Source organism: Ensifer adhaerens, assembly GCF_028993555.1.
Taxonomy (GTDB): domain Bacteria; phylum Pseudomonadota; class Alphaproteobacteria; order Rhizobiales; family Rhizobiaceae; genus Ensifer; species Ensifer adhaerens_I.
The window spans coordinates 1,082,295-1,103,055 of sequence record NZ_CP118610.1 but is presented as its reverse complement, the minus strand read 5'-3'; the positions used below and the strand labels follow the sequence as shown (position 1 = coordinate 1,103,055).

Here is a 20,761-nt window from a genome sequence, read left to right as displayed (position 1 = left end):
CGACACAAATCACTTCGTTCCGGGGCCTGCTTCAAAGGTCAGCCGCCGCTGGCAACCGCCTGCTCGCGATAACGTTGAACCGCGACGGCAAGGCGCTCCGAAACCTTCTTGCGCCATTCCGGATCCAGCAGCAACTTCTCATCCTCCTTGTTCGACAGGAAGCCCAGTTCCAAGAGGATCGACGGCACGTCGGGTGCCTGCAACACACGGAACCCGGCGAAGCGGTGCGGGTTGTTGATGAGATTGATCTGGCCCTCGAAAGAGGAAACGACTGCGCGCGCCATGTTAACCGAGAAGGCCTGCGTCTCGCGACGGGTCAAATCGATCAGGATATCGGCGACCTCCGCGGGCTCGCTCTGAAGCGGCACGCCGGCGATTTCGTCCGATAGGTTCTCGCGCGCGGCAAGGCTTGCGGCCAGATGGTCGGACGCCTTGTCGGAGATCGTGTAGACCGTCGCGCCGCGGATGTCCTTCTGGCGGAGTGCATCGGCGTGGAGCGAGATGAAAAGATTGGCGCCCTTGTTCCGGGCAATCTGCACGCGCTGCGGCAGCGACAGAAAAACATCCTTGTCGCGGGTGAGAAAAGCCTCGATCCCGGCGCCCTTGTTCAGCGCCTCGACGAGATCCTGGGCAAAGGCGAGTGTGACATGCTTCTCTTCCGTCTTCGTCTCACCGGCAAGCGCACCGGTGTCGATACCGCCGTGACCGGCGTCGATCGCGATGATGAAGGGGCCGCCGTCCTTGGTGGGCGCAACGGCGACAGGTCTGTCGGTTTTTGCCGCGGCGACCGAACCGGTCCATTGCTGTTCGCCGAGAAGCGCGTCGAAGCGTGCCTGGTCGACCCGTTCGGCATCGAGAACCAGGCGATAGCCCTTACCCCCCTCCTCCGCGATGACTTCCGCATGGGTCACCGCAACGGGTCCCTTCGCAGAAAGAACGATACGGGAATTGCCAGCACCCATGCCACCGTAGCGGATGGCGTCGAACAGGCCGCGCGGCTCGAGGCTCTCCGCCTTCAGGCCGAAGGCCGTTTCCGGCAGATCGACGACAACGCGAACGGGGTCGGTGACGTAATGCAGGGAAAAGTCCGGTTTGCGATCGAACTCGACGACGACACGGGTGCGGGCGTCGTCGCCTGCGATCCGCGCGCCAAAGGCGAGCAAGGGGCCCGGCTCGGCCGCACGGGCAGCCGGCACGCTCAAGAGGAGACCACCGACAAGCAACGATGCACCGAGCAACCGCCACCCCGCCCGCGACATCAACGACAACAGCGAACCGCGCATACAAATCGCCAAAGGCTTCACCTTGGGCTCCCCACCACTTTCTCAAAAACCAGACGGCAGCCAACACGGCCACCAAACGCATACCTTGATCAATGAACCTTTATGGTTAACCAAAGCTTGACAAACGTCATCTCCTGCCCCGCACCGGCGCTACCGATTCATCATTTGCCGGCCTACTCCACGTGGACAAGCGAATCGATCATTATTGTGGCGGCACGGGCTTTTCCCTTGCCAATGTGACATAGAAAACATAAAAGCGTCACAAGGAGAAAGTGTTGACGGGATAGAACAGTCGACCGGGCAGCCGGAGCTTCTCCAAAGCTTGGCGCCAGGGAGTGGTCGAACCGGATCAACCGGTTAAACGCATCGCACTTCCGCGGTCGCAAGGTGTTCATCCGCCGTCGCTGCATTTCCTCCTCGTACACTGGATCGCAAATTTCCGGCGGTGGCCGGAGTTCTTGATGGTGATTTTTCACCAACGCCCGCAAGCGGGCGCATTCATCGGGTCTTCATGAGACCTTGGACATTGGCATTCTTGTTTGGTCATTGATGTTGACTCAGCAGTATCGGTCAGAAGTAGAGCGGCCCCGGGACAGACATGTTCCGGCTGTCGTCTGGCTGCTGCACCATCGCCTGCGCCAAACAGGAACTTTCATATCCGGCGCACCTTCCGACGTGTTTGGCAGTCTTCCCAAGGAAGCAGGTCTGTCTCCCGTCCCGCTGGTGCGCCGAGGAGCACAGCTTAGATGGCAGAGAAAATGCTTATCGATGCGTCTCACTCCGAGGAGACGCGCGTCGTTGTCGTACGCGGGAACCGCATAGAAGAGTTCGACTTCGAGTCGGAACATAAGAAGCAAATCCGCGGCAATATCTATCTGGCGAAGGTCACCAGAGTGGAGCCTTCGCTGCAGGCCGCCTTCGTCGACTACGGCGGTAACCGCCACGGATTTCTGGCCTTTGCCGAAATTCATCCCGACTACTACCAGATCCCCCTTGCAGACCGTCAGGCGCTGCTGAAGGCCGAAGCCGAAGAAGCACGGCGCGACGACGACATCGAACATGTCGAGACCGCGCCGGCGCCGGCAAGCGAACTTTCCGTTCCCGTCGACCTCGAGGTTGTGACGGAGACCGAAGTCGAGGCGCAGCCGGCGGAAGCCGTCGCCGCTGAACCGGTGGTCGAAGAGGAAGTGCCGGCCGAAAAGCCCAAGGCGAAGCCGAAGCGCACGCGCAAGACCAAGGCAAAGGCTGCAGAAGAAGCAGCCGCCGCTTCCGTCGATGGCGATGAAAGCAACGGCGGCGAAATGGCCGCGATGGTCGATACCGACGCGATCTCAGAGGACGTCGACAGCCGCCGTCGCCACGACGACGACGATGATGATGACGACAGCCACGATGGCGAAAAGGAAATCATCGAATCCGTGGGCGCCGAAGACGCCATGGAAGAGGTTCCGGATCGCCAAGTCCGCAAGCCGCGCAAGCAGTATCGCATCCAGGAAGTCATCAAGCGTCGCCAGATCCTGCTGGTTCAGGTCGCCAAGGAAGAGCGCGGCAACAAGGGCGCAGCGCTGACGACCTACCTGTCGCTGGCCGGCCGCTACTCTGTCCTGATGCCGAATACCGCACGCGGCGGCGGCATCTCCCGCAAGATCACCAACCTGCAGGACCGCAAGCGCCTGAAGGAAATCGCGCGCGGCCTCGAAGTACCGCAGGGCATGGGCGTCATCCTGCGCACCGCCGGTGCCAACCGCACCAAGGTCGAGATCAAGCGCGACTTCGAATACCTGATGCGCCTGTGGGAGAACGTCCGCACACTGACGCTCAACTCCACGGCCCCCTGCCTCGTCTATGAGGAAGGCAGCCTGATCAAGCGCTCGATCCGCGATCTCTACAACAAGGATATCGGCGAGATCATCGTTTCCGGCGAGGAAGGCTACAAGGAAGCCAAGGGCTTCATGAAGATGCTGATGCCGAGCCACGCCAAGGTGGTTCAGCCCTACCGCGACGTCCACCCGATCTTCTCGCGCTCCGGCATCGAAGCGCAGCTCGACCGCATGCTGCAGCCGCAGGTGACGTTGAAGTCCGGTGGCTACATCATCATCAACCAGACCGAGGCGCTGGTTTCGATCGACGTCAACTCCGGTCGCTCGACGCGAGAGCACTCGATCGAAGACACCGCGCTGCAGACGAACCTGGAAGCCGCCGAAGAAGTGGCCCGCCAGCTGCGCCTGCGAGACCTTGCCGGCCTCGTCGTCATCGACTTCATCGACATGGAAGAAAAGCGCAACAACCGCGCCGTCGAGAAGAAGCTGAAGGACTGCCTCAAGAACGATCGCGCCCGCATCCAGGTCGGACGCATCTCGCATTTCGGCCTGCTCGAAATGTCGCGCCAGCGCATTCGCGCCTCGGTGCTCGAATCGACGATGCAGACCTGCCCGCACTGCAACGGCACGGGTCATGTTCGCTCGCAGTCCTCCGTTGCCCTGCATGTACTGCGCGGCATCGAAGAATATCTGCTCAAGAACACCACGCACGACATCACCGTGCGCACGATCCCCGATATCGCGCTCTACCTGCTCAACCAGAAGCGTGGCACGATCATGGATTACGAAGCCCGCTTCGGCGTCTCGATCATCATCGAGGCGGACGCCCATGTCGGTGCGCAGCATTTTGCGATCGATCGCGGCGAACCGGTCGAAAACCCGGTCAAGATCGAGCAACTCCTGCACTTCGAGCCGGAGCCGGAAGAAGATGACGTCGTGATCGAAGAGGATCTCGACGAAGAAGAAGCCGAAGAAGTCGTCAGTGAGCAGCGTCAGGAGCAGCCGAAGGCTGCCCAGTCCTCCGACGACCAGGGTGGACGCAAGCGCAAGCGCCGGCGCCGCCGTCGCGGCAAGGGTGGCCAGCAGGCAGAAGGTGCCGCTAGCCAGTCGTCCGAAGCGGCAGGCGATGTGGATGACGATGCCGACGAAGGTGATGCGGACGACGAAGGCGTCGATGCCGAAGCCACGACCGCTGACGGCGAGCAGAAGCGCAAGCGCCGCCGCCGCGGGAAGCGCGGCGGCCGCCGCAACCGCCCGGAGGGCGAAGGTGAAGGCGAAGGCCAGCTCGAGGCTGATGCCGAAGGCGATGACGCCGACGAACCCGAAGCCGTGGAAACACCGGTTGTTGCCGCGGAGATCGAAGTAGCCGTCGCCGTCGAGGAAACCGTGGAAGTCGTCGCGGAGGCCGAGGTCGTCGAAGCCAAGCCGGCCAAGCCGAAGCGGACCCGCAAGAAGGCTGTAAAGGCCGAAGAACCGGTCGCAACCGTCGATGACGCCGCTCAGGCGGCTATCGAAGACCAGCCAGCAGGCGTCGACGTCGCCGCCGAGGCAGTGGAAGAGGCTGCGGCTGACCTCGCGGAAACCAAGCCGGCGCGCGCGAACCGCGACCTTTCGAAGATCGCCTCAGAGCCCGTCGTCACCTCGAGCTCTCCGAAGGCCGAAGGCGAAGAAGAAGACCCGACCAAGCCCAAGAAGGGCGGCTGGTGGCAGCGCCGCGGCTTCTTCTAAGAAGTCGCCCTTTGGTCCCGGCTCGAAGTCGAACCGGGACCCTGAAGGCTCGAAGCGTTGAACGCGAAAGATCATAAACAGAAAGGCCCGGATCGCTCCGGGCCTTTTCTTTTACGAATGGGGCGTCTTCGCCCCCTGCCCGTCCAGTCGGGCAATCAGGCAAGCCAGCGCGCGATCCTGTCTATCGCCTCGACCATGTCGGCCTCTGCGCCGGCATAGGAAAAGCGCATCGTGCGATGCCCTTCCAGGGGATCGAAATCGAATCCCGGCGTTGCCGCGACATTGATCTCGGCGAGCATCCGCCGGGCAAAAGCCATGCTGTCATTGGTGAAGCGGCTGACATCGGCATAGGCGTAGAAGGCGCCATCCATCGGCGAGGCGATCGAGAAGCCGATCTCCGGCAACCGCTTCAAGAGCATCTCCCGATTGGCCGCATAGGCGGCCTTGTAGCGGTCGAGTTCCTCATGCGCGTCGAGTGCCGCCTCGGCGGCGATCTGCGACAGCTCCGGCGGCGATATGTAAAGGCTCTGGGCGATACGTTCGAAACCGCGCACCTTGTCGGCGGGCAAGACCATCCACCCGATGCGCCATCCGGTCATGCAGTAATACTTGGAGAAGGAATTGATGACGACCACTTCGTCGGTAACCTCCAGCGCGCTTGCCTCTTCGCCGGCAAAGGTCAGGCCGTGATAGATCTCGTCGGAGATGAAGGCGATCTTTTCTGCGCGGCAATAGTCGGCGAGCGCCTTGAGCCCGGCCTTGCCGGTCACCGTGCCGGTCGGGTTCGCCGGGCTGGCCAGCAGCACGCCCTTCAGCGGCCGGCCGACCTTTGCGGCGGCGCGCTTCAGGCTTTCCGGCGTCAGCGTGAAACCAGTCTCGGCATTGGCCTCGACCTCGACCACCGTCAGACCGAGAGCTGCGAGGATGTTGCGGTAGGCCGGATAGCCTGGCCGTGCGATGGCGACACAGTCGCCCGGATCGAAGAGCGCAAGGAAGGCGAGATTGAAGCCGGCGGACGATCCCGTGGTGACAGCCACCCGCTGCGGATCGAGCGTGATGCCGTGGCGCTTCTGATAGTGGCGGGCGATCGCGGTTCGCAACGACAGCGTGCCAAGCGCGTCGGTATAGCCAAGGCGCCCATGTTGCAGAGCCTTGCGGGCGGCATCCAATGCCGCCTGCGGCGCGGGATGGGCGGGCTGCCCGACGGCCATCGAGATCACCGGGTGGCCGGCATCACGGCGGCGGGTCGCCTCCGCCAGCACATCCATCGCGTGAAAAGGCTCGACGGCGCTGCGTTTTGACAAGTCTACCAACGGAAAATCCTCGATAAGCGGCTGTTCTCCAGCCCCTTTGCCCGATGAAATTGACCTTCACAAGTCCGCGAGTGCCGTATTTCCGCCGATTTTGACGTTTCGTTTCCGCAGCACCCACCCTATGCTGCCAGCATGTAGCGGATACGAGGATTCCTGCTTGACTTTCAGAACTGCCGGTTGACGTAACGACGGGGGATGAAAGACACACAGGAAACGCAAGGACAACGAGGTAAAAATGAATTTCAGCACCAAGATGATTGCCGCCGGGACGCTCGCAGCGCTCGTAGCCGGGGTCAGCCTGCCGCAAAGTGCGTTTGCGCTCGATGCAAAGCAGAAGGAAGAGATCGGCGCGTTCATCAAGGAGTACCTGATCGCCAATCCGGAGATCATGCTTGAAGTCCAGGAGGCGCTGACGACGAAGCAGCGCGCCAAGCAACAGGAAGCGGCGGAAAGCGCGATCACCGAAAACAAGAAGGCGATCTTCAACTCCGACTACGACATGGTGCTGGGCAATCCCAAGGGCGATGTCACCATCGTCGAGTTCTACGACTACAACTGCGGCTACTGCAAACGCGCCCTCTCCGACATGGATGACATCCTCGCCAAGGACAAGAACGTCCGCTTCGTGCTGAAGGAACTGCCGATCCTCGGCCCGGACTCCCTGGCGGCACACAAGGTGAGCGCCGCGTTCCGTCTCGTCGCGCCGGAGAAGTACGGCGACTTCCACCGTGCCCTGCTCGGCGGCGAAGATCGTGCGACGGAAGAAACAGCCCTTGCAGTCGCTGCCAAGCTCGGCGTCTCCGAGAAGGATCTGCGCGCCAAGATGGAAAAGGAGCCGCACGACGCGGCCGTACGCGAGGCCTATAGCCTTGCCAACGATCTCGGCATCACCGGCACGCCCTCCTACGTCATTGGTAATGAGGCGGTCTTCGGTGCCGTTGGTGCCGAAGAGATCGAGGGCAAGGTGTCCAATATGCGCGAATGCGGCAAGACCGCCTGCTGACAAACCTTCCCATGACTGTGGACAAATCCCGCGGGGGCCCAAAGGGCTTTTCCTCGCGGGACCATCAGTCTATAGGTAACCCTCCATCACCGGACCGGAATCCCTTATGCCATCGACCATTTTCGTGCTGAACGGCCCCAACCTGAATGCGCTGGGCAAGCGCGAACCGGGTATTTATGGCGGCCACACGCTCGCCGATATCGAGGCCATGTGCAAGGCGGAGGGCAAGGCGCTCGGCCTCGAGGTCGATTTTCGCCAATCGAACCACGAGGGCACGCTGGTCGACTGGCTGCATGAAGCCGGAAGCATCGCCGCCGGGGTAGCGATCAATCCGGCAGCATACGGCCACACGTCGATCGCCCTTCACGACGCCATCCGCGCCATCGGCATTCCGGTCGTCGAGCTCCACCTCTCGAACATTCATGCGCGCGAGGAATTCCGTCACAAGTCGATGATCGCACCGGCTGTCAAAGGCGTCATCTGCGGCTTCGGCGCGCAGAGTTACATTCTTGCGCTGCATGCGCTAAAGAACCTGACAAATCCGTCGAAATAAAAAGAACACAAGAGGCTCATATTCATGGCTGACAAGAAACCAGGTATCGACCAGGCGCTGATCCGCGATCTCGCCAACATTCTCAAGGACACCGATCTGACCGAGATCGAAGTCGAGCAGGACGACCTGCGCATTCGCGTCTCGCGCAACGGTACGCCGGTGGCAATGCCGATGGCCATGCCGCAGATGCCGGCCTATCAGCTCCCTGTCGCTGCAGCCGCCCCGGCGAACGCTGTCGCCGCCCCGGCCGCTGAGAGCGCCCGCGCATCGAAGAACGCCGTCACCGCACCGATGGTCGGCACGGCGTATCTGTCTCCGGCCCCGGGCGCCCGCCCCTTCGTTGAAGTCGGCGCCACCGTCAAGGAAGGCCAGACGATCCTGATCATCGAGGCGATGAAGACGATGAACCAGATCCCGGCTCCGCGCTCGGGCAAGGTCACCGAAATCTTCGTCCAGGACGCAGCCCCCGTCGAATATGGCGAACCGCTGATCGTAATCGAATAAGGCGGCGCGGCGATGATCTCGAAAATTCTCATTGCCAATCGCGGCGAAATCGCCCTTCGCGTGCTGCGCGCCTGCAAGGAGCTCGGCATTGCCACGGTTGCCGTTCATTCTACGGCCGACGCCGACGCCATGCATGTGCGCCTCGCCGACGAGAGCGTCTGCATCGGCCCGCCACCTTCGCGCGATAGCTATCTGAACATTCACCAGATCGTCGCCGCCTGCGAAATCACCGGTGCCGACGCCGTGCATCCCGGCTACGGCTTCCTGTCGGAAAACGCCAAGTTCGCCGAAATCCTCGAAGCGCACGACATCACCTTCATCGGCCCGACTGCGGAACACATCCGCATCATGGGTGACAAGATCACCGCCAAGAAGACGGCGCAGGAACTTGGTATCCCGGTCGTTCCGGGCTCCGACGGCGAGGTAAAGCCGGAGAACGCGCTTGAAGTCGCCCGCAAGATCGGCTTCCCCGTGCTGATCAAGGCGACCGCCGGCGGCGGTGGCCGCGGCATGAAAGTCGCCCGCAGCGAAGCCGACCTCGAGGAAGCTGTCGCGACTGCGCGTTCCGAGGCCCTTGCGGCCTTCGGCAACGACGCCGTCTACATGGAAAAGTACCTCGGCAAGCCGCGCCACATCGAAGTCCAGATCGTCGGCGATGGCGCCGGCAATGCGGTGCACCTCGGCGAACGCGATTGCTCGCTGCAGCGTCGTCACCAGAAGGTTTGGGAAGAAGCAAACTCCCCGGCCCTCAATGTCGATCAGCGCATGAAGATCGGCCAGATCTGCGCCGAAGCGATGAAGAAGCTGAAGTATCGCGGCGCCGGCACGATCGAGTTCCTCTACGAAAACGGCGAGTTCTATTTCATCGAAATGAACACCCGTCTTCAGGTCGAGCATCCGATCACCGAGGCGATCACCGGTATCGATCTCGTGCACGAGCAGATCCGCGTCGCTTCCGGCGGCGGTCTTTCGGTCAAGCAGGAAGATATCGTGTTCTCCGGACACGCCATCGAGTGCCGTATCAACGCCGAGGATCCGCGCACCTTCGTCCCCTCCCCGGGCACGATCACGCATTTCCACGCTCCGGGCGGTCTTGGCGTACGCGTCGATTCGGGCGCCTATCAGGGCTACCGCATCCCGCCCTATTACGACAGCCTGATCGGCAAGCTGATCGTGCACGGGCGCACCCGCGTCGAGTGCATGATGCGTCTGCGCCGCGTGCTCGATGAATTTGTCATCGACGGCATCAAGACCACGCTTCCGTTGTTCCAGGACCTGATCAATAATCAGGATATTGCCAACGGCGACTACGATATCCATTGGCTGGAAAAGCATCTGGCCGCCACGTCCGAGTAAGGACCGTACATTGAAAGGGACGCGCAGCAAGCAGCCCGACATTACTCCGGACATGCTGCTGCGCGCCTATTCGATCGGCCTGTTCCCGATGGCCGATTCGGCCGATGATCCGGAGCTTTTCTGGGTCGAGCCCGAAATTCGCGGCGTTATCCCGCTCGAGGACTTTCACGTCTCCCGTAGCCTCGCCAAGACGATCCGCCGAAAACCTTTCGACATCCGCTTCAACACCGCCTTCGAGGCGGTGATGGAAGGCTGTGCCGCCCCGGCCCCTGACCGCCCGACGACCTGGATCAACAACAAGATCCGTACCCTCTACGCAACGCTGCACACCATGGGCTACGCCCACAGCGTCGAAGCCTGGGAAGACGATATGTTGGTCGGCGGCCTCTACGGTGTCTCGCTCGGCTCGGCATTCTTCGGCGAAAGCATGTTCTCACGTCGCACCGACGCCTCAAAGATCTGCCTTGTGCATCTGGTCGAGCGCCTGCGCACCCGAGGCTTCGAGTTGCTGGACACCCAGTTCACGACCGAGCATCTGAAATCCTTCGGAGCGGTCGACGTTCCGAAGGCCGAGTACGAGATCATGCTCGGCAACGCGATGAACTCGCCAGACCTTTCCTTCTAGATACTCTTCGTTGGATATCTCCACCTGGAGATGTACTTCGCTCCTGTGTTCATCCACAGTCCGAACGTTTTCGAGGGCACGTGGATGAACAAGTTTATATTGGCATTGTCGGTTTTCATGGCTTCCTGCACGGTTGCGGAAGCAAAGACATATCGCGAGATGTTCGGCAGCGAACCGAACCTGCCTCCTGAGTATTCGACAATCGTCGGGTCACTCGATTTCAAGCAGGGCAAGGTCTCTTTGTCTGCTGCCCATGCGCAGCTTGATATCCCCGCGGGTTTCTATTTCCTGGACCCTGCCGACACCAAGAAGGTTCTCGTCGACCTATGGGGCAACCCTCCCGGCTCTGCCGAGGGCTATCTCGGCATGGTATTTCCGGCCAAATACGCGCCGGACTCCGACAAGGCCTGGGGATCGGCCATCGACTATCTGAAGGATGGCTACGTCTCGGACGCGGATGCGCTGACAACCGATTTTACCGAACTGCTGGCACAGTTGAAGGAAGCTTCTGCCGAAAACAACATCGAGCGCGAAAAGCAGGGCTACGATCCCATTACTTTGGTCGGCTGGGCGTCCCCTCCTCATTACGATCTGGGGACGCACACGATGCACTGGGCGCGTGACCTGATTTTCGGCAAGGATCCGAATGGGCCCCACACTCTGAACTACTCGGTTCGCATTCTCAGTAGAGAAGGCGTGTTGCAGATGAACTTCATTTCGGGGATCGACCAGCTCGACGAGATCAAGTCTGGACTGCCGGGTGTGACCGGCATGGTGCAGTTCGATGCCGGGCAGGCCTACGCAGACTTTAAGGAAGGCGACACAGTCGCGGCCTACGGAATGGCCGGCCTTATTGCCGCAGGCGCCGGCGCCAAGGTCGCCGCCAAGGCCGGCTTGCTTGCTGTTGCTCTGGCCTTTCTGAAAAAAGGCGGCGTACTGATCGTGATTGCAGGCGCTGCCGTCATGCGTTTCTTCAAGGGCCTGTTTGGCCGCAAGGAACCGCCGAGCGCATAGCGCCAGGGTGATGATCGGTATGTTGGATTAACTTAGGCTGCCGCCCTCATGTTCGGCAGCCTGGCGAACTACTGCTTCGCCGCGGTATCCGGCGGCGGCAGATCGGACGTCGCTTTGCAGGACTGCAGCCAGACGTCATAGACCGGATGTTCCACAGCGTTCAGGCCCGGGCTGTCGGCAAACATCCAGCCCGTAAAGATGCGGCGGATCTTGCGGTCGAGCGTGATTTCCTCGACCTCGACGAAGGTCGTGATCTTTTGCGCTTCGGTATCATCGCGGCTGTAGCAGACGCGTGGCGTCACCTGGAGTGCGCCGAACTGGACCGTCTCGCCGATATAGACGTCGAAGGTGGTGATCCGTCCGGTGATCTTGTCGATGCCGGAGAAGACTGCAACAGCATTGGAGAGGCGCGCCGCGTCAACGGCTTCCGTCGAGGCAATCAGCGGCAAAGCGGCAAGCAGGGACAAGCCCAACCGCCGTGCTCCTTGGCCGATTGCTTTGCGCAGATCAGAACCTGCCATTGTCGCCTGTCTCCCGCGTGCCCTGTTCGTCGTCGATGGATTTCAGGCGCTAACCATCAATTGTGGCCGCGCCGTGATCGAGGAACCTATTCCGCGGCCCGTCGTCGTCGCTGAAGAGAGTTTTCTCAGGAACCCGGCGTCCAGGCGTCGTAGTCGCCGGTTACGCGCGGGCGCTTGCCGGTGGCTGCGATCGATCCCTGCGGACGGTAGGCGTTGGCCGTGCCGGTCGGGTTCGCACGATGTGGCTTCTGCCATTCGCGCGGCGTGTACTTCTCGTCGGCCGGCGACACGTCGGTCCGGTGATGCATCCAGCCGTGCCAGCCGGCCGGAATGGCGGAGGCTTCGGCGTAGCCGTTATAGATCACCCAGCGGCGGGTGCGGCCTTCGGAATCCTTGCCGCCCTGGTAGTAGACATTGCCAAGTTCGTCTTGACCGACTCGTTGACCGTGGCGCCAGGTGTGAAAGCGCGTTCCGATCGTCTGTTCGTTCCACCAGGTGAAAATCTGCAGCAGGAGCTTCATGGATGCCGTCCTTGACCGGCCGTTGGGAAGGCGGCCAGATACCAAAACTATGTTCCCGCTTATGCCCCGCCGCTCATGGCTTGTCCAGTGATTCCGAGGCAAAGGCCGTCATTTCAACGGCATGACAAAGCCGAAATGACTGCGCATGAAGCCAAGCCGCTCATAGAAGCGGTGCGCGTCGCTACGCATCGCATTGGATGTCAGCCGGACCTTCTTTGCCCCTCGTTCCCGCGCCTCGGCGATCGCGTGGCGCATCATGCGTTCGCCGATCCCACGGCCGCGCATATCCTCGCGGGTCTGAACCGCTTCGACGATCAGGCTCGAGCTACCGCGACCCGAAAGCGATGTATGCAGCGCCGTCTGAAAAGTGCCGACAACTTCCTCGCCGAGAACTGCCACGTAAAGCGTTTGCAGCGACGACGCAGTGATCTTCTCGAAAGCGGCGACATAGTCGCCGAAGGCGGCCGGATCGGTCGTGTCGCCATGCCCGCCGAGCGGATCACCGGCGAAAATCGCAACAATAGCGGGCAGGTCCTCGCGCTCAGCCTTACGGATCAAGAGTTCGGTTGTCGCGTCCATGGTTCCCCTGCTCACATCGTTCATCGGCAGCGGACCAAACATCGGGAGGCAACAACTTGATGACAGTCCGGCGCCTTCCGGGTTTTCCACAGGCGCCAGGACTGGGTGTCGGCTGAGGAAAGCGACTAACCGAGAAGCTGCTTCTCAAGGATGATCGCCGGCAGTCCGGACTGCTCGTCACCGCAATTGGCCGTCTCACCAGCCTCGGCGAAGCCATGTGCCCGATAGAAAGCAAGCGCGTGCAGGTTTTGCGGCTCCACTTCGACGCGCATGCGCTCGGCATCCGGGAAACAGGTCTCGAGCTCGGCGAAGATATCGCGGCCGATACCCTGCCGCTGGAACTTCGGCAACACGTAGAGCTGATGCAGCACGGCGGTCTTGGCCTGCGTGTCGGACATGGCAGCAAAACCCATGCCGCCGATCTGGCGACCATCGTCTGCGACAAGGAACTCGGCGTTCTTGCGCGCGACCCGCGCTTTCAGCGCCGGCAGCGAATGCCAGCGCTCCGTCAGTTCGTTGACCTTCTCGACCCCATAGAAGGTGTCGTACGTCGCATGCCACGTTTCGACCAGCAGGGCGCGAACCTTTTCAAGATCACGCTCACTGGCCGTCCGTACGAAGAACATCGTTTATTCCTCGATGCCGAGCTTGGCCTTGACCAGGGCCTGCACGGCCTGCGGGTTGGCCTTGCCGCCGGTCGCCTTCATCACCTGCCCTACGAACCAGCCGGCAAGCGAAGGCTTGGCCTGTACCTTGGCAACCTGGTCCGGGTTGGCGGCGATGATCTCGTCGACGGCCTTTTCGATGGCGCCAGTGTCCGTCACCTGCTTCATGCCGCGGGCTTCGACGATCTCGGCCGGGTCGCCACCTTCGTTCCAGATGATCTCGAAGAGATCCTTGGCGATCTTGCCGGAGATGGTCTCGGCCTTGATGAGATCGATGATGCCGCCGAGTTGGGCTGGCGAAACGGGAGTCTCTTCAATGGCTTTGCCGGCTTTGTTCAAGGCGCCGAGCAAGTCGTTGATGACCCAGTTGGCGGCAATCTTGCCGTCGCGCCCTTCGGCAACCGCTTCGAAATAGTCGGCGATCGACTTCTCGGAGACAAGCACCGAGGCATCGTAGACCGAAAGGCCGAGGTCGCGAACGAACCGGTCCTTCTTGTCGTCGGGCAATTCCGGCAGGTCGACCTTCAGCGCCTCGACGAAGGCATCGTCGAATTCCAACGGCAGCAAGTCCGGATCCGGGAAATAGCGGTAATCGTGCGCGTCTTCCTTGGAGCGCATCGAGCGGGTCTCGCCCTTGTTCGGGTCGAACAGGCGGGTTTCCTGATCGATGGAGCCACCATCTTCGAGGATGCCGATCTGGCGGCGCGCCTCGTATTCGATCGCCTGGCCGATGAAACGGATCGAGTTGACGTTCTTGATCTCGCAGCGCGTGCCAAAGCCTTCGCCCGGACGACGGACCGAGACGTTGACGTCGGCGCGCATGGAGCCTTCGTCCATGTTGCCGTCGCAGGTACCGAGATAGCGCACGATCGAACGCAGCTTCGTCATATAGGCCTTGGCCTCATCCGAAGAACGCATGTCCGGCTTGGAGACGATCTCCATCAGTGCCACGCCCGAGCGGTTGAGATCGACATAGGACATGGACGGATGCTGGTCGTGCATCGACTTGCCGGCGTCCTGCTCGAGATGCAGGCGCTCGATGCCGATCTCGACATCCTCGAACTGACCCTGGCGGTCCGGGCCGATCGAAATGATGATCTTGCCCTCACCGACGATTGGATCCTTGAACTGCGAGATCTGGTAGCCCTGCGGCAGGTCCGGATAGAAATAGTTCTTGCGGTCGAAGATCGAGCGATTGTTGATCACGGCCTTGAGACCGAGGCCGGTGCGCACCGCCTGCTTCACGCATTCCTCGTTGATGACCGGCAGCATTCCGGGCATGGCAGCGTCGACGAGCGACACGTTCGCGTTCGGCGCATTGCCGAACTCGGTCGAGGCACCCGAGAACAGCTTCGAATTGGACAGCACCTGGGCATGGACTTCCATGCCGATGATGACCTCCCAGTCGCCGGTGGCGCCGGGGATGAAGCGTTTCGGATCGGGGGTGCGGACGTCGACAATGCTCATATCATGCTCTTCTTTGAAGCCTGAATTCTTGGTTTCTCGGTAGAACAATTGGTCCGCCGGTGCAAGTTGTTCGGCGTCATCTGGCCTCATCTCCGGGCAAGCGCGAATACGACGCGCCGCTTAACCATCGCTTAGCACCCTTACGCCAAGATTTGCGGATGCCGACCGCCACCGCACTCGTACTGTACGCAGCCTACATCAACATCTTGAGCTTTGGGCTGTTATGGTTCGACAAGCGGGCGGCGCGCGCGGGCCGTTGGCGTATCAGCGAACAGACGCTGCTGACGGTCGCTTTTCTGGGAGGAAGTCCAGGGGCGATGGCGGCCCGGCACATATTTCGCCACAAGACGCGCAAGGAACCTTTCCGAACCCGGCTGGCGCTCATCATCGTTTTTCAGGTGGCAGCGGTCGTGATCGGCACCCTGGCGTTGCACGGACACCTTGACGTCCTCGCGAGCGTCTTCTAGGAAAGCAGGGTCTTTCTGGAGTTTTGATGTTCACTTCTTCGCCTGAGTCCCGGTAAAGCCCGTCCGCGCAGTCCCCTTGATTGCGCGCACGGGCCGGAAACGTCACCCCGCTTTCCCTGTGATTTGCGGAACGTTTTCCTGCGTTCTTCGGAACGCTTTTCCGGAACATTCAGACATGGACATCTCGCGCGCTGAACAGCGCATTCTTCATCATTTGGCCCAGGGCGGCCGCATCGAAATCATCCGCGAAAGCAAAGCGATCGCCGAGATCCGCTGCTTCACCCGTGACGGCTGGGTCTACCCCGGATTCGACCTGGAGCTTTTCCGCAAACTGAAGCGCAAGAAGGCAATCTCGTCTTCCGGCGGCAAGCCCTATCGCATCACGGAACGCGGTTTGCAGCTGGTGCGCTCCGAACTCAACAACCGCTGAGCGGCTGAAACGGCGATACCGGGCATCGAATGGTGCCCGGCATCGTCGGCGCTTCACGCGGGGTGAAGCGCCGAGAAGCCTCACCTCGCGTCAAACACCGGAAACAGCGCACCGCACGCAATCGCGCCCGGCGTCCTTTGCCTGGTAGAGGGCGCGGTCCGCAGCGAGCAGCAATCCGTCAAGGCCGACGTTGTGAGCGGAAACTTCAGCAGTGCCGATGCTGATCGTGACAGCGAGCTTGAGTCCGTCGTCCAGATCGATCTCGAGTGTGCGCACGGCCTCGAGCAGTCGCTCGGCCACCTTGAGCGCGTCAGTCCGAGTTTGTCGCCCCAGCACGACAGCGAACTCCTCGCCACCGAGCCGACCGACGAGATCGTCGGACCGAAGCACCGCTCGCACGGCACGAGCGACGGCGATCAGTACGCGATCTCCGGCGGCATGGCCGTAGGTGTCGTTGATCACCTTGAAACGGTCGATATCGAGCATCATCACGACCGTCCCGCCTTTCCTGACCGCTGGCGCTGCGACCAATGCCGCTGCTCGCGCCATGAAGGCTGCACGCGCCAGGCATTGGGTGAGATAATCGTAGTCAACGGCGTGGGAGAGACGCCCGATCAGCGCCCGACGGGCGGCATCGACGCTGGCAACCGTCAGGGGACAGAGCGCGAGAAGCGTGGTTCCGAGCCGCGTCGACGTCAACGTCGCCTCGGCTACGCCACTGACGCCAAGGCGCAGCGCACCGGATGCAACGGCAATCTGCGTCAAGACACAGACGATTGCGGTCAATACGGTCACCGGGAAGAGACCGTAACTCAGGGCACACCAAAGGAGCGCCGGCACCGGAAAGGCGAATGCGCCGGGTCCACCGATGGCGAGCGCGGCGCCGCACGAAACGACCAGGGAAAGGAACGGCCAAGCACTACTGGGAACCGCCGTCGTCGCCGTAAATAGGGACTGCCCATTGTCGTCAGGATGTGGTGCCGTCAGGAAGACTGGAAGCAGAACCACATAGTTGACCAGCTCCGTCGTAAGCCACGCCACGAAGGCCTCCGGCACGGCTGTACCGAACGACAGGCGAACGGCGAATGCGCCCACGAGCGAGGCGCCTGTCGCCGCCAGCGAGGAGGCTGCGAACATGTAAAGTACCGAGCGGGCTCGGCGCAAATGGCGATGCTCGGCGGAAAAGCGTCTGAAGAGCAAGAAACCGATGACCACGCCGGCCATGTTGGCAGCGTTCAGGGCGAGAGCCTGGTTGAGGTTCGCTCCGGTCGCCAGATCGGCGAGCACATAGGCAAATGCCGCGGTCAACCAGCCGGCCGGGCTGGCAAGCGACGGATTTCTGATCAGAAGACCGAGAAGGATCGCATTCGCCGGCCAGATGGAAGCCAGCATGCCAACCGGGCGGCTCAGGATACCAAGCACACAGGCGATGAAGACGATCACCCCGAGGGCGGTAATCCAACACGAATGATGGAAGGGTTTCAGAACCAACGGCCGTACGACCGTCTTCTCCAGCATTTGCAACAAGCGTCCCCCTCACACTACGTCGACCCATATTTCATGGCCCTAATGAATGAGGCGTGAATGGGCCAGAGCCCTTTCCGGATGGCAGCCATGCACGGATGCGCGTTGCGTCGGCGGTTCTAGTCTTGCGCGATGAGGACTTTGCTCAGGCCGATGAACTCGACATCACCGTCGAGTTGCGGCGCATAGGCGGTGGAAAGCCAGCTCACCCCGTAGCCTCGGTTGCGGAAGAAGGTCACAGCCTGGTCGTTGCGCGCATGCGTCTTGGTGGTGGCAATATCAAACCCGTCCGCAACGATGCGCTGTTCGATTTCACCGAGCAGCAACGCGCCGAAGCCCCTGCCCTGAGCCGCCGGCTCGATCCACAGGTCGGAGATCGCGTTATCGAAGTCCTCGCGCGCCACCCAACCGCGGATACCGCCTTCGGCTTCGATGAGCACAACGCACAACCAGTGATCGGACAGAAAACGATAAAACGAGGCTTCTGCCACACGCCGCATTCGCTCGCCGTCGGCAAGACCGGCAATCGCGGATTGCCAAGCGGCGAGACCGATCGCCGTCAGCCGGTCGACATCGCCGGCGCGGGCATGGCGGATGAAGGGCATGACGCGGGCTCCTTCCGCGACGAGAGTGGCTGATCGCCTTCAGAAACTGTGGCGGTGCGTGACCGGCACCGCCATCAAAATCTTACCACCACTTGGTGGGCGTGAAGCGACCGGCCGCCTGCTCGATGACGTGCGCCGTCTTGAACAGCGTCTCTTCCTCGAACGGCTTGCCGATCAGTTGCAGGCCGAGCGGCAGACCCTTGTGGTCGAGGCCGCCCGGAACGGCGATGCCCGGGAGACCGGCCATGTTCACGGTGACCGTGAAGATGTCGTTCAGGTACATCTTGACCGGATCGGATGCCAGGTCCTCGTCGGCGATACCGAAGGCGGACGACGGCGTGGCCGGCGTGAGGATCGCATCGACGCCGGCATGGAAGGCCAGTTCGAAGTCGCGCTTGATCAGCGTACGGACCTTCTGCGCCTGCAGATAGTAGGCGTCGTAGTAGCCAGCCGAAAGCACGTAGGTGCCGATCATGATGCGGCGCTTAACCTCCTGGCCGAAGCCGGCGGCACGCGTCTTTTCGTACATGTCTACGATGTCCTTGCCGTCGACGCGCAGGCCATAGCGCACGCCATCGTAACGGGCAAGGTTCGAGGAAGCCTCGGCCGGCGCGACGATGTAGTAGGCCGGCAAGGCGTATTTCGTGTGCGGCAGGGTGATGTCGACGATCTCGGCGCCGGCGTCCTTCAGCCAGGCGATGCCCTGCTGCCAGAGCGCCTCGATCTCCTCGGGCATGCCGTCGACGCGGTATTCCCGGGGAATGCCGATCTTCATGCCCTTGAGCGACTTGCCGATCGAGGCTTCGTAGTCCGGAACCGGCAGATCGACCGAGGTCGTATCCTTGGTGTCAACGCTTGCCATCGACTTCAGGAGGATTGCGGCATCGCGCACGTCGCGGGCAATCGGGCCGGCCTGGTCGAGCGACGAGGCGAAGGCGACGACGCCCCAGCGCGAGCAGCGACCATAGGTCGGCTTGATGCCGACGGTACCGGTGAAGGCGGCAGGCTGACGGATGGAGCCGCCGGTGTCGGTAGCCGTGGCGCCGGCGCACAGATGCGCGGCGACGGCCGCGGCAGAACCGCCGGACGAACCACCCGGAACGAGGTCCAGATTAGAGCCCTTGGCGCGCCAGGGGTTCTTCACGGCGCCGTAGTAGGAGGTCTCGTTCGACGAACCCATGGCGAATTCGTCCATGTTCAGCTTTCCGAGCATGACGGCGCCGTCGTTCCAGAGGTTCTGGGTCACGGTCGATTCGTAGCGCGGTGCAAAACCGTCGAGGATGTGGCTGCAGGCCTGCGTGTGCACGCCCTCGGTGCCGAAGAGGTCCTTGATGCCGAGCGGGATGCCTTCGAGCGCACCAGCCTTGCCGGCGGCGATGCGCGCATCCGAGGCCTTGGCCATCTCGCGCGCCTTGTCCGGCGTCACCGCGATGTAGGCATTGATCGCGTCATTGGCGGCATCGATCGCGCCGATATAGGCGTCCGTCAATTCGACGGCGGTGATTTCCTTGGCGGCGAGTTTCGCGCGGGCTTCGGCAATCGTGAGGCTGGTCAGGTCGGTCATGATGAAATCGGGCTTTCGCAATCGGGAACGTCGGGGCGGCAGGCGGGCGGGTTATTCGACCACCTTCGGAACGAGGAAGAAATTGCGATCGGAATTCGGCGCATTGGCAACGATATCGTCTGCCTTGTTCCCGTCCGACACGCTATCCGTCCGCTTCTTCATCTCCATCGGCGTGACCGAGGTCATCGGCTCGACGCCATCGACATTAACTTCGGAGAGCTGCTCGACAAAACCAAGGATGCCATTGAGCTCGCCCATCATCCGCTCGGCTTCCTCTTCGCTGACGGCGATACGGGCAAGGCGCGCGACGCGCTTCACGGTGGCAAGGTCTACGGACATGATCGTCTCCGGTAACTGGAACTTCCCCCGCTATAATGGCGCACGGCGAGCCACGCAACGGGGGAATTGCCGGAGCACCGGGCCTCTCGTCAAAAGGTCCGGCGCGACATCAGACCTCGACGACGCCGCCGACGTGCGGCGTCGCAACATTGGTCGATGCACTTTCCATGCCGGCAACGAAGGTCTCGGGCGTCTGGTCAATGATCGGGAACGAGCCATAATGGCAGGGGATCGCGGTCGAGAACTTGAAAAAGCGCTGGCAGGCAAGTGCCGCCACCGCGCCGCCCATGGTGAAACGATCGCCGATCGGCACGATGCCGATCGCCGGCTCGTGCAATTCGTTGATCAGCGCCATGTCGGAAAAGATGTCCGTATCACCCATGTGGTAGAGCGTCGGCTCGTCCTCGAAATGCAGCACCAGGCCATTGGCATTGCCGAGCGAATGGGAAACGCCGTCCTCGGTGAGTTGCGCCGAGGAATGGAGCGCGTTGACGAAGGTCGTTGAAAACGCCCCAAGATTGATGGTGCCGCCCGTATTGCCCATCTCCAATGCTTTCACCCCATGCCGCGCAAGCCAGGCAGCGAGATCGGCATTGGCGACGACGGTCGCACCCGTCTCCTTGGCGATCGCGATCGTATCGCCGACATGGTCGCCATGACCATGGGTCAGCAGGATGTGGGTGAGCCCGGCGGTCGCATCTCTGCGCTCCTCGTCCTTAAAGGCGGGGTTGCCGGTGAAGAAGGGGTCGATGAGGATTCTGGACTTTGCCGTTTCGATGTGAAAGGCGGCATGACCGAGCCATTTGATCTTCATGACGATCTCCCTGATGATTTGCGTGTCGGAACAGCATATGGATCAGACATCTCTCTGCGCAAAGAT

At 61.6% G+C, this 20,761-nt stretch carries 21 protein-coding genes; 9 read left to right on the top strand and 12 right to left on the bottom strand.

Annotated elements, in window-relative coordinates; translation table 11 throughout:
* Nucleotides 1-38: 38 nt before the first annotated feature.
* Complete coding sequence (locus tag PWG15_RS05240) at nucleotides 39-1,259, bottom strand: N-acetylmuramoyl-L-alanine amidase (RefSeq protein ID WP_275024361.1); 1,221 nt, start codon at nucleotides 1,257-1,259, stop codon at nucleotides 39-41.
* A gap of 770 nt (nucleotides 1,260-2,029) precedes the next feature.
* Here PWG15_RS05240 and PWG15_RS05235 point away from each other — a divergent pair.
* Nucleotides 2,030-4,831, top strand: a complete 2,802-nt coding sequence (locus PWG15_RS05235; protein ID WP_275023426.1) for an Rne/Rng family ribonuclease — start codon at nucleotides 2,030-2,032, stop codon at nucleotides 4,829-4,831.
* Nucleotides 4,832-4,986: 155 nt separating this feature from the next.
* Here the strand turns inward: PWG15_RS05235 and PWG15_RS05230 are convergent, their stop codons facing one another.
* Nucleotides 4,987-6,144 carry a pyridoxal phosphate-dependent aminotransferase gene (locus PWG15_RS05230; RefSeq protein ID WP_275023425.1) on the bottom strand — a complete coding sequence of 386 codons (1,158 nt, stop codon included), beginning with the start codon at nucleotides 6,142-6,144 and terminating at the stop codon, nucleotides 4,987-4,989.
* Between the two features lie 235 nt (nucleotides 6,145-6,379).
* Here PWG15_RS05230 and PWG15_RS05225 point away from each other — a divergent pair, with 235 nt between their 5' ends.
* From PWG15_RS05225 to PWG15_RS05200, 6 genes are all read left to right on the top strand, one after another.
* Nucleotides 6,380-7,147, top strand: coding sequence for a DsbA family protein (locus tag PWG15_RS05225; RefSeq protein WP_275023424.1), 768 nt, complete (start codon nucleotides 6,380-6,382; stop codon nucleotides 7,145-7,147).
* A gap of 106 nt (nucleotides 7,148-7,253) precedes the next feature.
* A complete protein-coding gene (gene aroQ, locus PWG15_RS05220; protein ID WP_275023423.1) occupies nucleotides 7,254-7,700 on the top strand; it encodes a type II 3-dehydroquinate dehydratase in 447 nt (148 codons plus the stop codon).
* Between the two features lie 24 nt (nucleotides 7,701-7,724).
* Nucleotides 7,725-8,204, top strand: a complete 480-nt coding sequence (gene accB / locus PWG15_RS05215; protein WP_275023422.1) for an acetyl-CoA carboxylase biotin carboxyl carrier protein — start codon at nucleotides 7,725-7,727, stop codon at nucleotides 8,202-8,204.
* Between the two features lie 12 nt (nucleotides 8,205-8,216).
* A complete protein-coding gene (accC, locus tag PWG15_RS05210) occupies nucleotides 8,217-9,560 on the top strand; it encodes an acetyl-CoA carboxylase biotin carboxylase subunit (RefSeq protein ID WP_275023421.1) in 1,344 nt (447 codons plus the stop codon).
* 10 nt (nucleotides 9,561-9,570) lie between these two features.
* On the top strand, nucleotides 9,571-10,185 hold the full coding sequence (aat, locus tag PWG15_RS05205) for a leucyl/phenylalanyl-tRNA--protein transferase (protein ID WP_275023420.1): 615 nt from the start codon (nucleotides 9,571-9,573) through the stop codon (nucleotides 10,183-10,185).
* A gap of 84 nt (nucleotides 10,186-10,269) precedes the next feature.
* A complete protein-coding gene (locus PWG15_RS05200; protein ID WP_425536747.1) occupies nucleotides 10,270-11,199 on the top strand; it encodes a DUF2167 domain-containing protein in 930 nt (309 codons plus the stop codon).
* Nucleotides 11,200-11,267: 68 nt separating this feature from the next.
* On the opposite strand, the gene PWG15_RS05195 is transcribed toward PWG15_RS05200, so the two are convergent.
* From PWG15_RS05195 to gatB, 5 genes are all read right to left on the bottom strand, one after another.
* On the bottom strand, nucleotides 11,268-11,720 hold the full coding sequence (locus PWG15_RS05195; protein ID WP_275023419.1) for a DUF2155 domain-containing protein: 453 nt from the start codon (nucleotides 11,718-11,720) through the stop codon (nucleotides 11,268-11,270).
* 125 nt (nucleotides 11,721-11,845) lie between these two features.
* Nucleotides 11,846-12,241 carry an NADH:ubiquinone oxidoreductase subunit NDUFA12 gene (locus PWG15_RS05190; RefSeq protein WP_104665671.1) on the bottom strand — a complete coding sequence of 132 codons (396 nt, stop codon included), beginning with the start codon at nucleotides 12,239-12,241 and terminating at the stop codon, nucleotides 11,846-11,848.
* A 108-nt stretch (nucleotides 12,242-12,349) separates the two neighbouring features.
* Nucleotides 12,350-12,820: a GNAT family N-acetyltransferase gene (locus PWG15_RS05185; RefSeq protein ID WP_275023418.1), complete on the bottom strand. Its 471-nt coding sequence runs from the start codon at nucleotides 12,818-12,820 to the stop codon at nucleotides 12,350-12,352.
* Between the two features lie 125 nt (nucleotides 12,821-12,945).
* Nucleotides 12,946-13,446 (bottom strand): GNAT family N-acetyltransferase, encoded by a 501-nt coding sequence (locus PWG15_RS05180; RefSeq protein ID WP_275023417.1) that lies wholly within the window; start codon nucleotides 13,444-13,446, stop codon nucleotides 12,946-12,948.
* A gap of 3 nt (nucleotides 13,447-13,449) precedes the next feature.
* A complete protein-coding gene (gene gatB / locus PWG15_RS05175) occupies nucleotides 13,450-14,952 on the bottom strand; it encodes an Asp-tRNA(Asn)/Glu-tRNA(Gln) amidotransferase subunit GatB (RefSeq protein ID WP_275023416.1) in 1,503 nt (500 codons plus the stop codon).
* Nucleotides 14,953-15,110: 158 nt separating this feature from the next.
* Here gatB and PWG15_RS05170 point away from each other — a divergent pair, with 158 nt between their 5' ends.
* Complete coding sequence (locus PWG15_RS05170) at nucleotides 15,111-15,419, top strand: DUF1294 domain-containing protein (protein WP_275023415.1); 309 nt, start codon at nucleotides 15,111-15,113, stop codon at nucleotides 15,417-15,419.
* A gap of 175 nt (nucleotides 15,420-15,594) precedes the next feature.
* Nucleotides 15,595-15,849, top strand: a complete 255-nt coding sequence (locus PWG15_RS05165) for a YjhX family toxin (RefSeq protein WP_275023414.1) — start codon at nucleotides 15,595-15,597, stop codon at nucleotides 15,847-15,849.
* Nucleotides 15,850-15,939: 90 nt separating this feature from the next.
* On the opposite strand, the gene PWG15_RS05160 is transcribed toward PWG15_RS05165, so the two are convergent.
* From PWG15_RS05160 to PWG15_RS05140, 5 genes are all read right to left on the bottom strand, one after another.
* Entirely contained in the window at nucleotides 15,940-17,367 is a 1,428-nt protein-coding gene (locus PWG15_RS05160; RefSeq protein ID WP_275023413.1) for a sensor domain-containing diguanylate cyclase, read from the bottom strand.
* A 125-nt stretch (nucleotides 17,368-17,492) separates the two neighbouring features.
* Complete coding sequence (locus tag PWG15_RS05155; protein WP_275023412.1) at nucleotides 17,493-17,978, bottom strand: GNAT family N-acetyltransferase; 486 nt, start codon at nucleotides 17,976-17,978, stop codon at nucleotides 17,493-17,495.
* A gap of 82 nt (nucleotides 17,979-18,060) precedes the next feature.
* Nucleotides 18,061-19,542: an Asp-tRNA(Asn)/Glu-tRNA(Gln) amidotransferase subunit GatA gene (gene gatA / locus PWG15_RS05150; protein WP_275023411.1), complete on the bottom strand. Its 1,482-nt coding sequence runs from the start codon at nucleotides 19,540-19,542 to the stop codon at nucleotides 18,061-18,063.
* A gap of 51 nt (nucleotides 19,543-19,593) precedes the next feature.
* Nucleotides 19,594-19,881 (bottom strand): Asp-tRNA(Asn)/Glu-tRNA(Gln) amidotransferase subunit GatC, encoded by a 288-nt coding sequence (gene gatC, locus PWG15_RS05145; RefSeq protein WP_275023410.1) that lies wholly within the window; start codon nucleotides 19,879-19,881, stop codon nucleotides 19,594-19,596.
* A gap of 109 nt (nucleotides 19,882-19,990) precedes the next feature.
* Entirely contained in the window at nucleotides 19,991-20,695 is a 705-nt protein-coding gene (locus PWG15_RS05140) for a metal-dependent hydrolase (protein WP_275023409.1), read from the bottom strand.
* Nucleotides 20,696-20,761: the final 66 nt, after the last annotated feature.

Bases quoted from the DNA above. Each gene is read 5' to 3' on its own strand.
- PWG15_RS05240 (WP_275024361.1), bottom strand. From the start codon at position 1,259: ATGTCGCGGGCGGGGTGGCGGTTGCTCGGTGCATCGTTGCTTGTCGGT.
- PWG15_RS05235 (WP_275023426.1), top strand. From the start codon at position 2,030: ATGGCAGAGAAAATGCTTATCGATGCGTCTCACTCCGAGGAGACGCGC.
- PWG15_RS05225 (WP_275023424.1), top strand. From the start codon at position 6,380: ATGAATTTCAGCACCAAGATGATTGCCGCCGGGACGCTCGCAGCGCTC.
- aroQ (WP_275023423.1), top strand. From the start codon at position 7,254: ATGCCATCGACCATTTTCGTGCTGAACGGCCCCAACCTGAATGCGCTG.
- accB (WP_275023422.1), top strand. From the start codon at position 7,725: ATGGCTGACAAGAAACCAGGTATCGACCAGGCGCTGATCCGCGATCTC.
- accC (WP_275023421.1), top strand. From the start codon at position 8,217: ATGATCTCGAAAATTCTCATTGCCAATCGCGGCGAAATCGCCCTTCGC.
- PWG15_RS05200 (WP_425536747.1), top strand. From the start codon at position 10,270: ATGAACAAGTTTATATTGGCATTGTCGGTTTTCATGGCTTCCTGCACG.
- PWG15_RS05195 (WP_275023419.1), bottom strand. From the start codon at position 11,720: ATGGCAGGTTCTGATCTGCGCAAAGCAATCGGCCAAGGAGCACGGCGG.
- PWG15_RS05190 (WP_104665671.1), bottom strand. From the start codon at position 12,241: ATGAAGCTCCTGCTGCAGATTTTCACCTGGTGGAACGAACAGACGATC.
- PWG15_RS05185 (WP_275023418.1), bottom strand. From the start codon at position 12,820: ATGGACGCGACAACCGAACTCTTGATCCGTAAGGCTGAGCGCGAGGAC.
- PWG15_RS05180 (WP_275023417.1), bottom strand. From the start codon at position 13,446: ATGTTCTTCGTACGGACGGCCAGTGAGCGTGATCTTGAAAAGGTTCGC.
- gatB (WP_275023416.1), bottom strand. From the start codon at position 14,952: ATGAGCATTGTCGACGTCCGCACCCCCGATCCGAAACGCTTCATCCCC.
- PWG15_RS05170 (WP_275023415.1), top strand. From the start codon at position 15,111: ATGCCGACCGCCACCGCACTCGTACTGTACGCAGCCTACATCAACATC.
- PWG15_RS05165 (WP_275023414.1), top strand. From the start codon at position 15,595: ATGGACATCTCGCGCGCTGAACAGCGCATTCTTCATCATTTGGCCCAG.
- PWG15_RS05160 (WP_275023413.1), bottom strand. From the start codon at position 17,367: ATGCTGGAGAAGACGGTCGTACGGCCGTTGGTTCTGAAACCCTTCCAT.
- PWG15_RS05155 (WP_275023412.1), bottom strand. From the start codon at position 17,978: ATGCCCTTCATCCGCCATGCCCGCGCCGGCGATGTCGACCGGCTGACG.
- gatA (WP_275023411.1), bottom strand. From the start codon at position 19,542: ATGACCGACCTGACCAGCCTCACGATTGCCGAAGCCCGCGCGAAACTC.
- gatC (WP_275023410.1), bottom strand. From the start codon at position 19,881: ATGTCCGTAGACCTTGCCACCGTGAAGCGCGTCGCGCGCCTTGCCCGT.
- PWG15_RS05140 (WP_275023409.1), bottom strand. From the start codon at position 20,695: ATGAAGATCAAATGGCTCGGTCATGCCGCCTTTCACATCGAAACGGCA.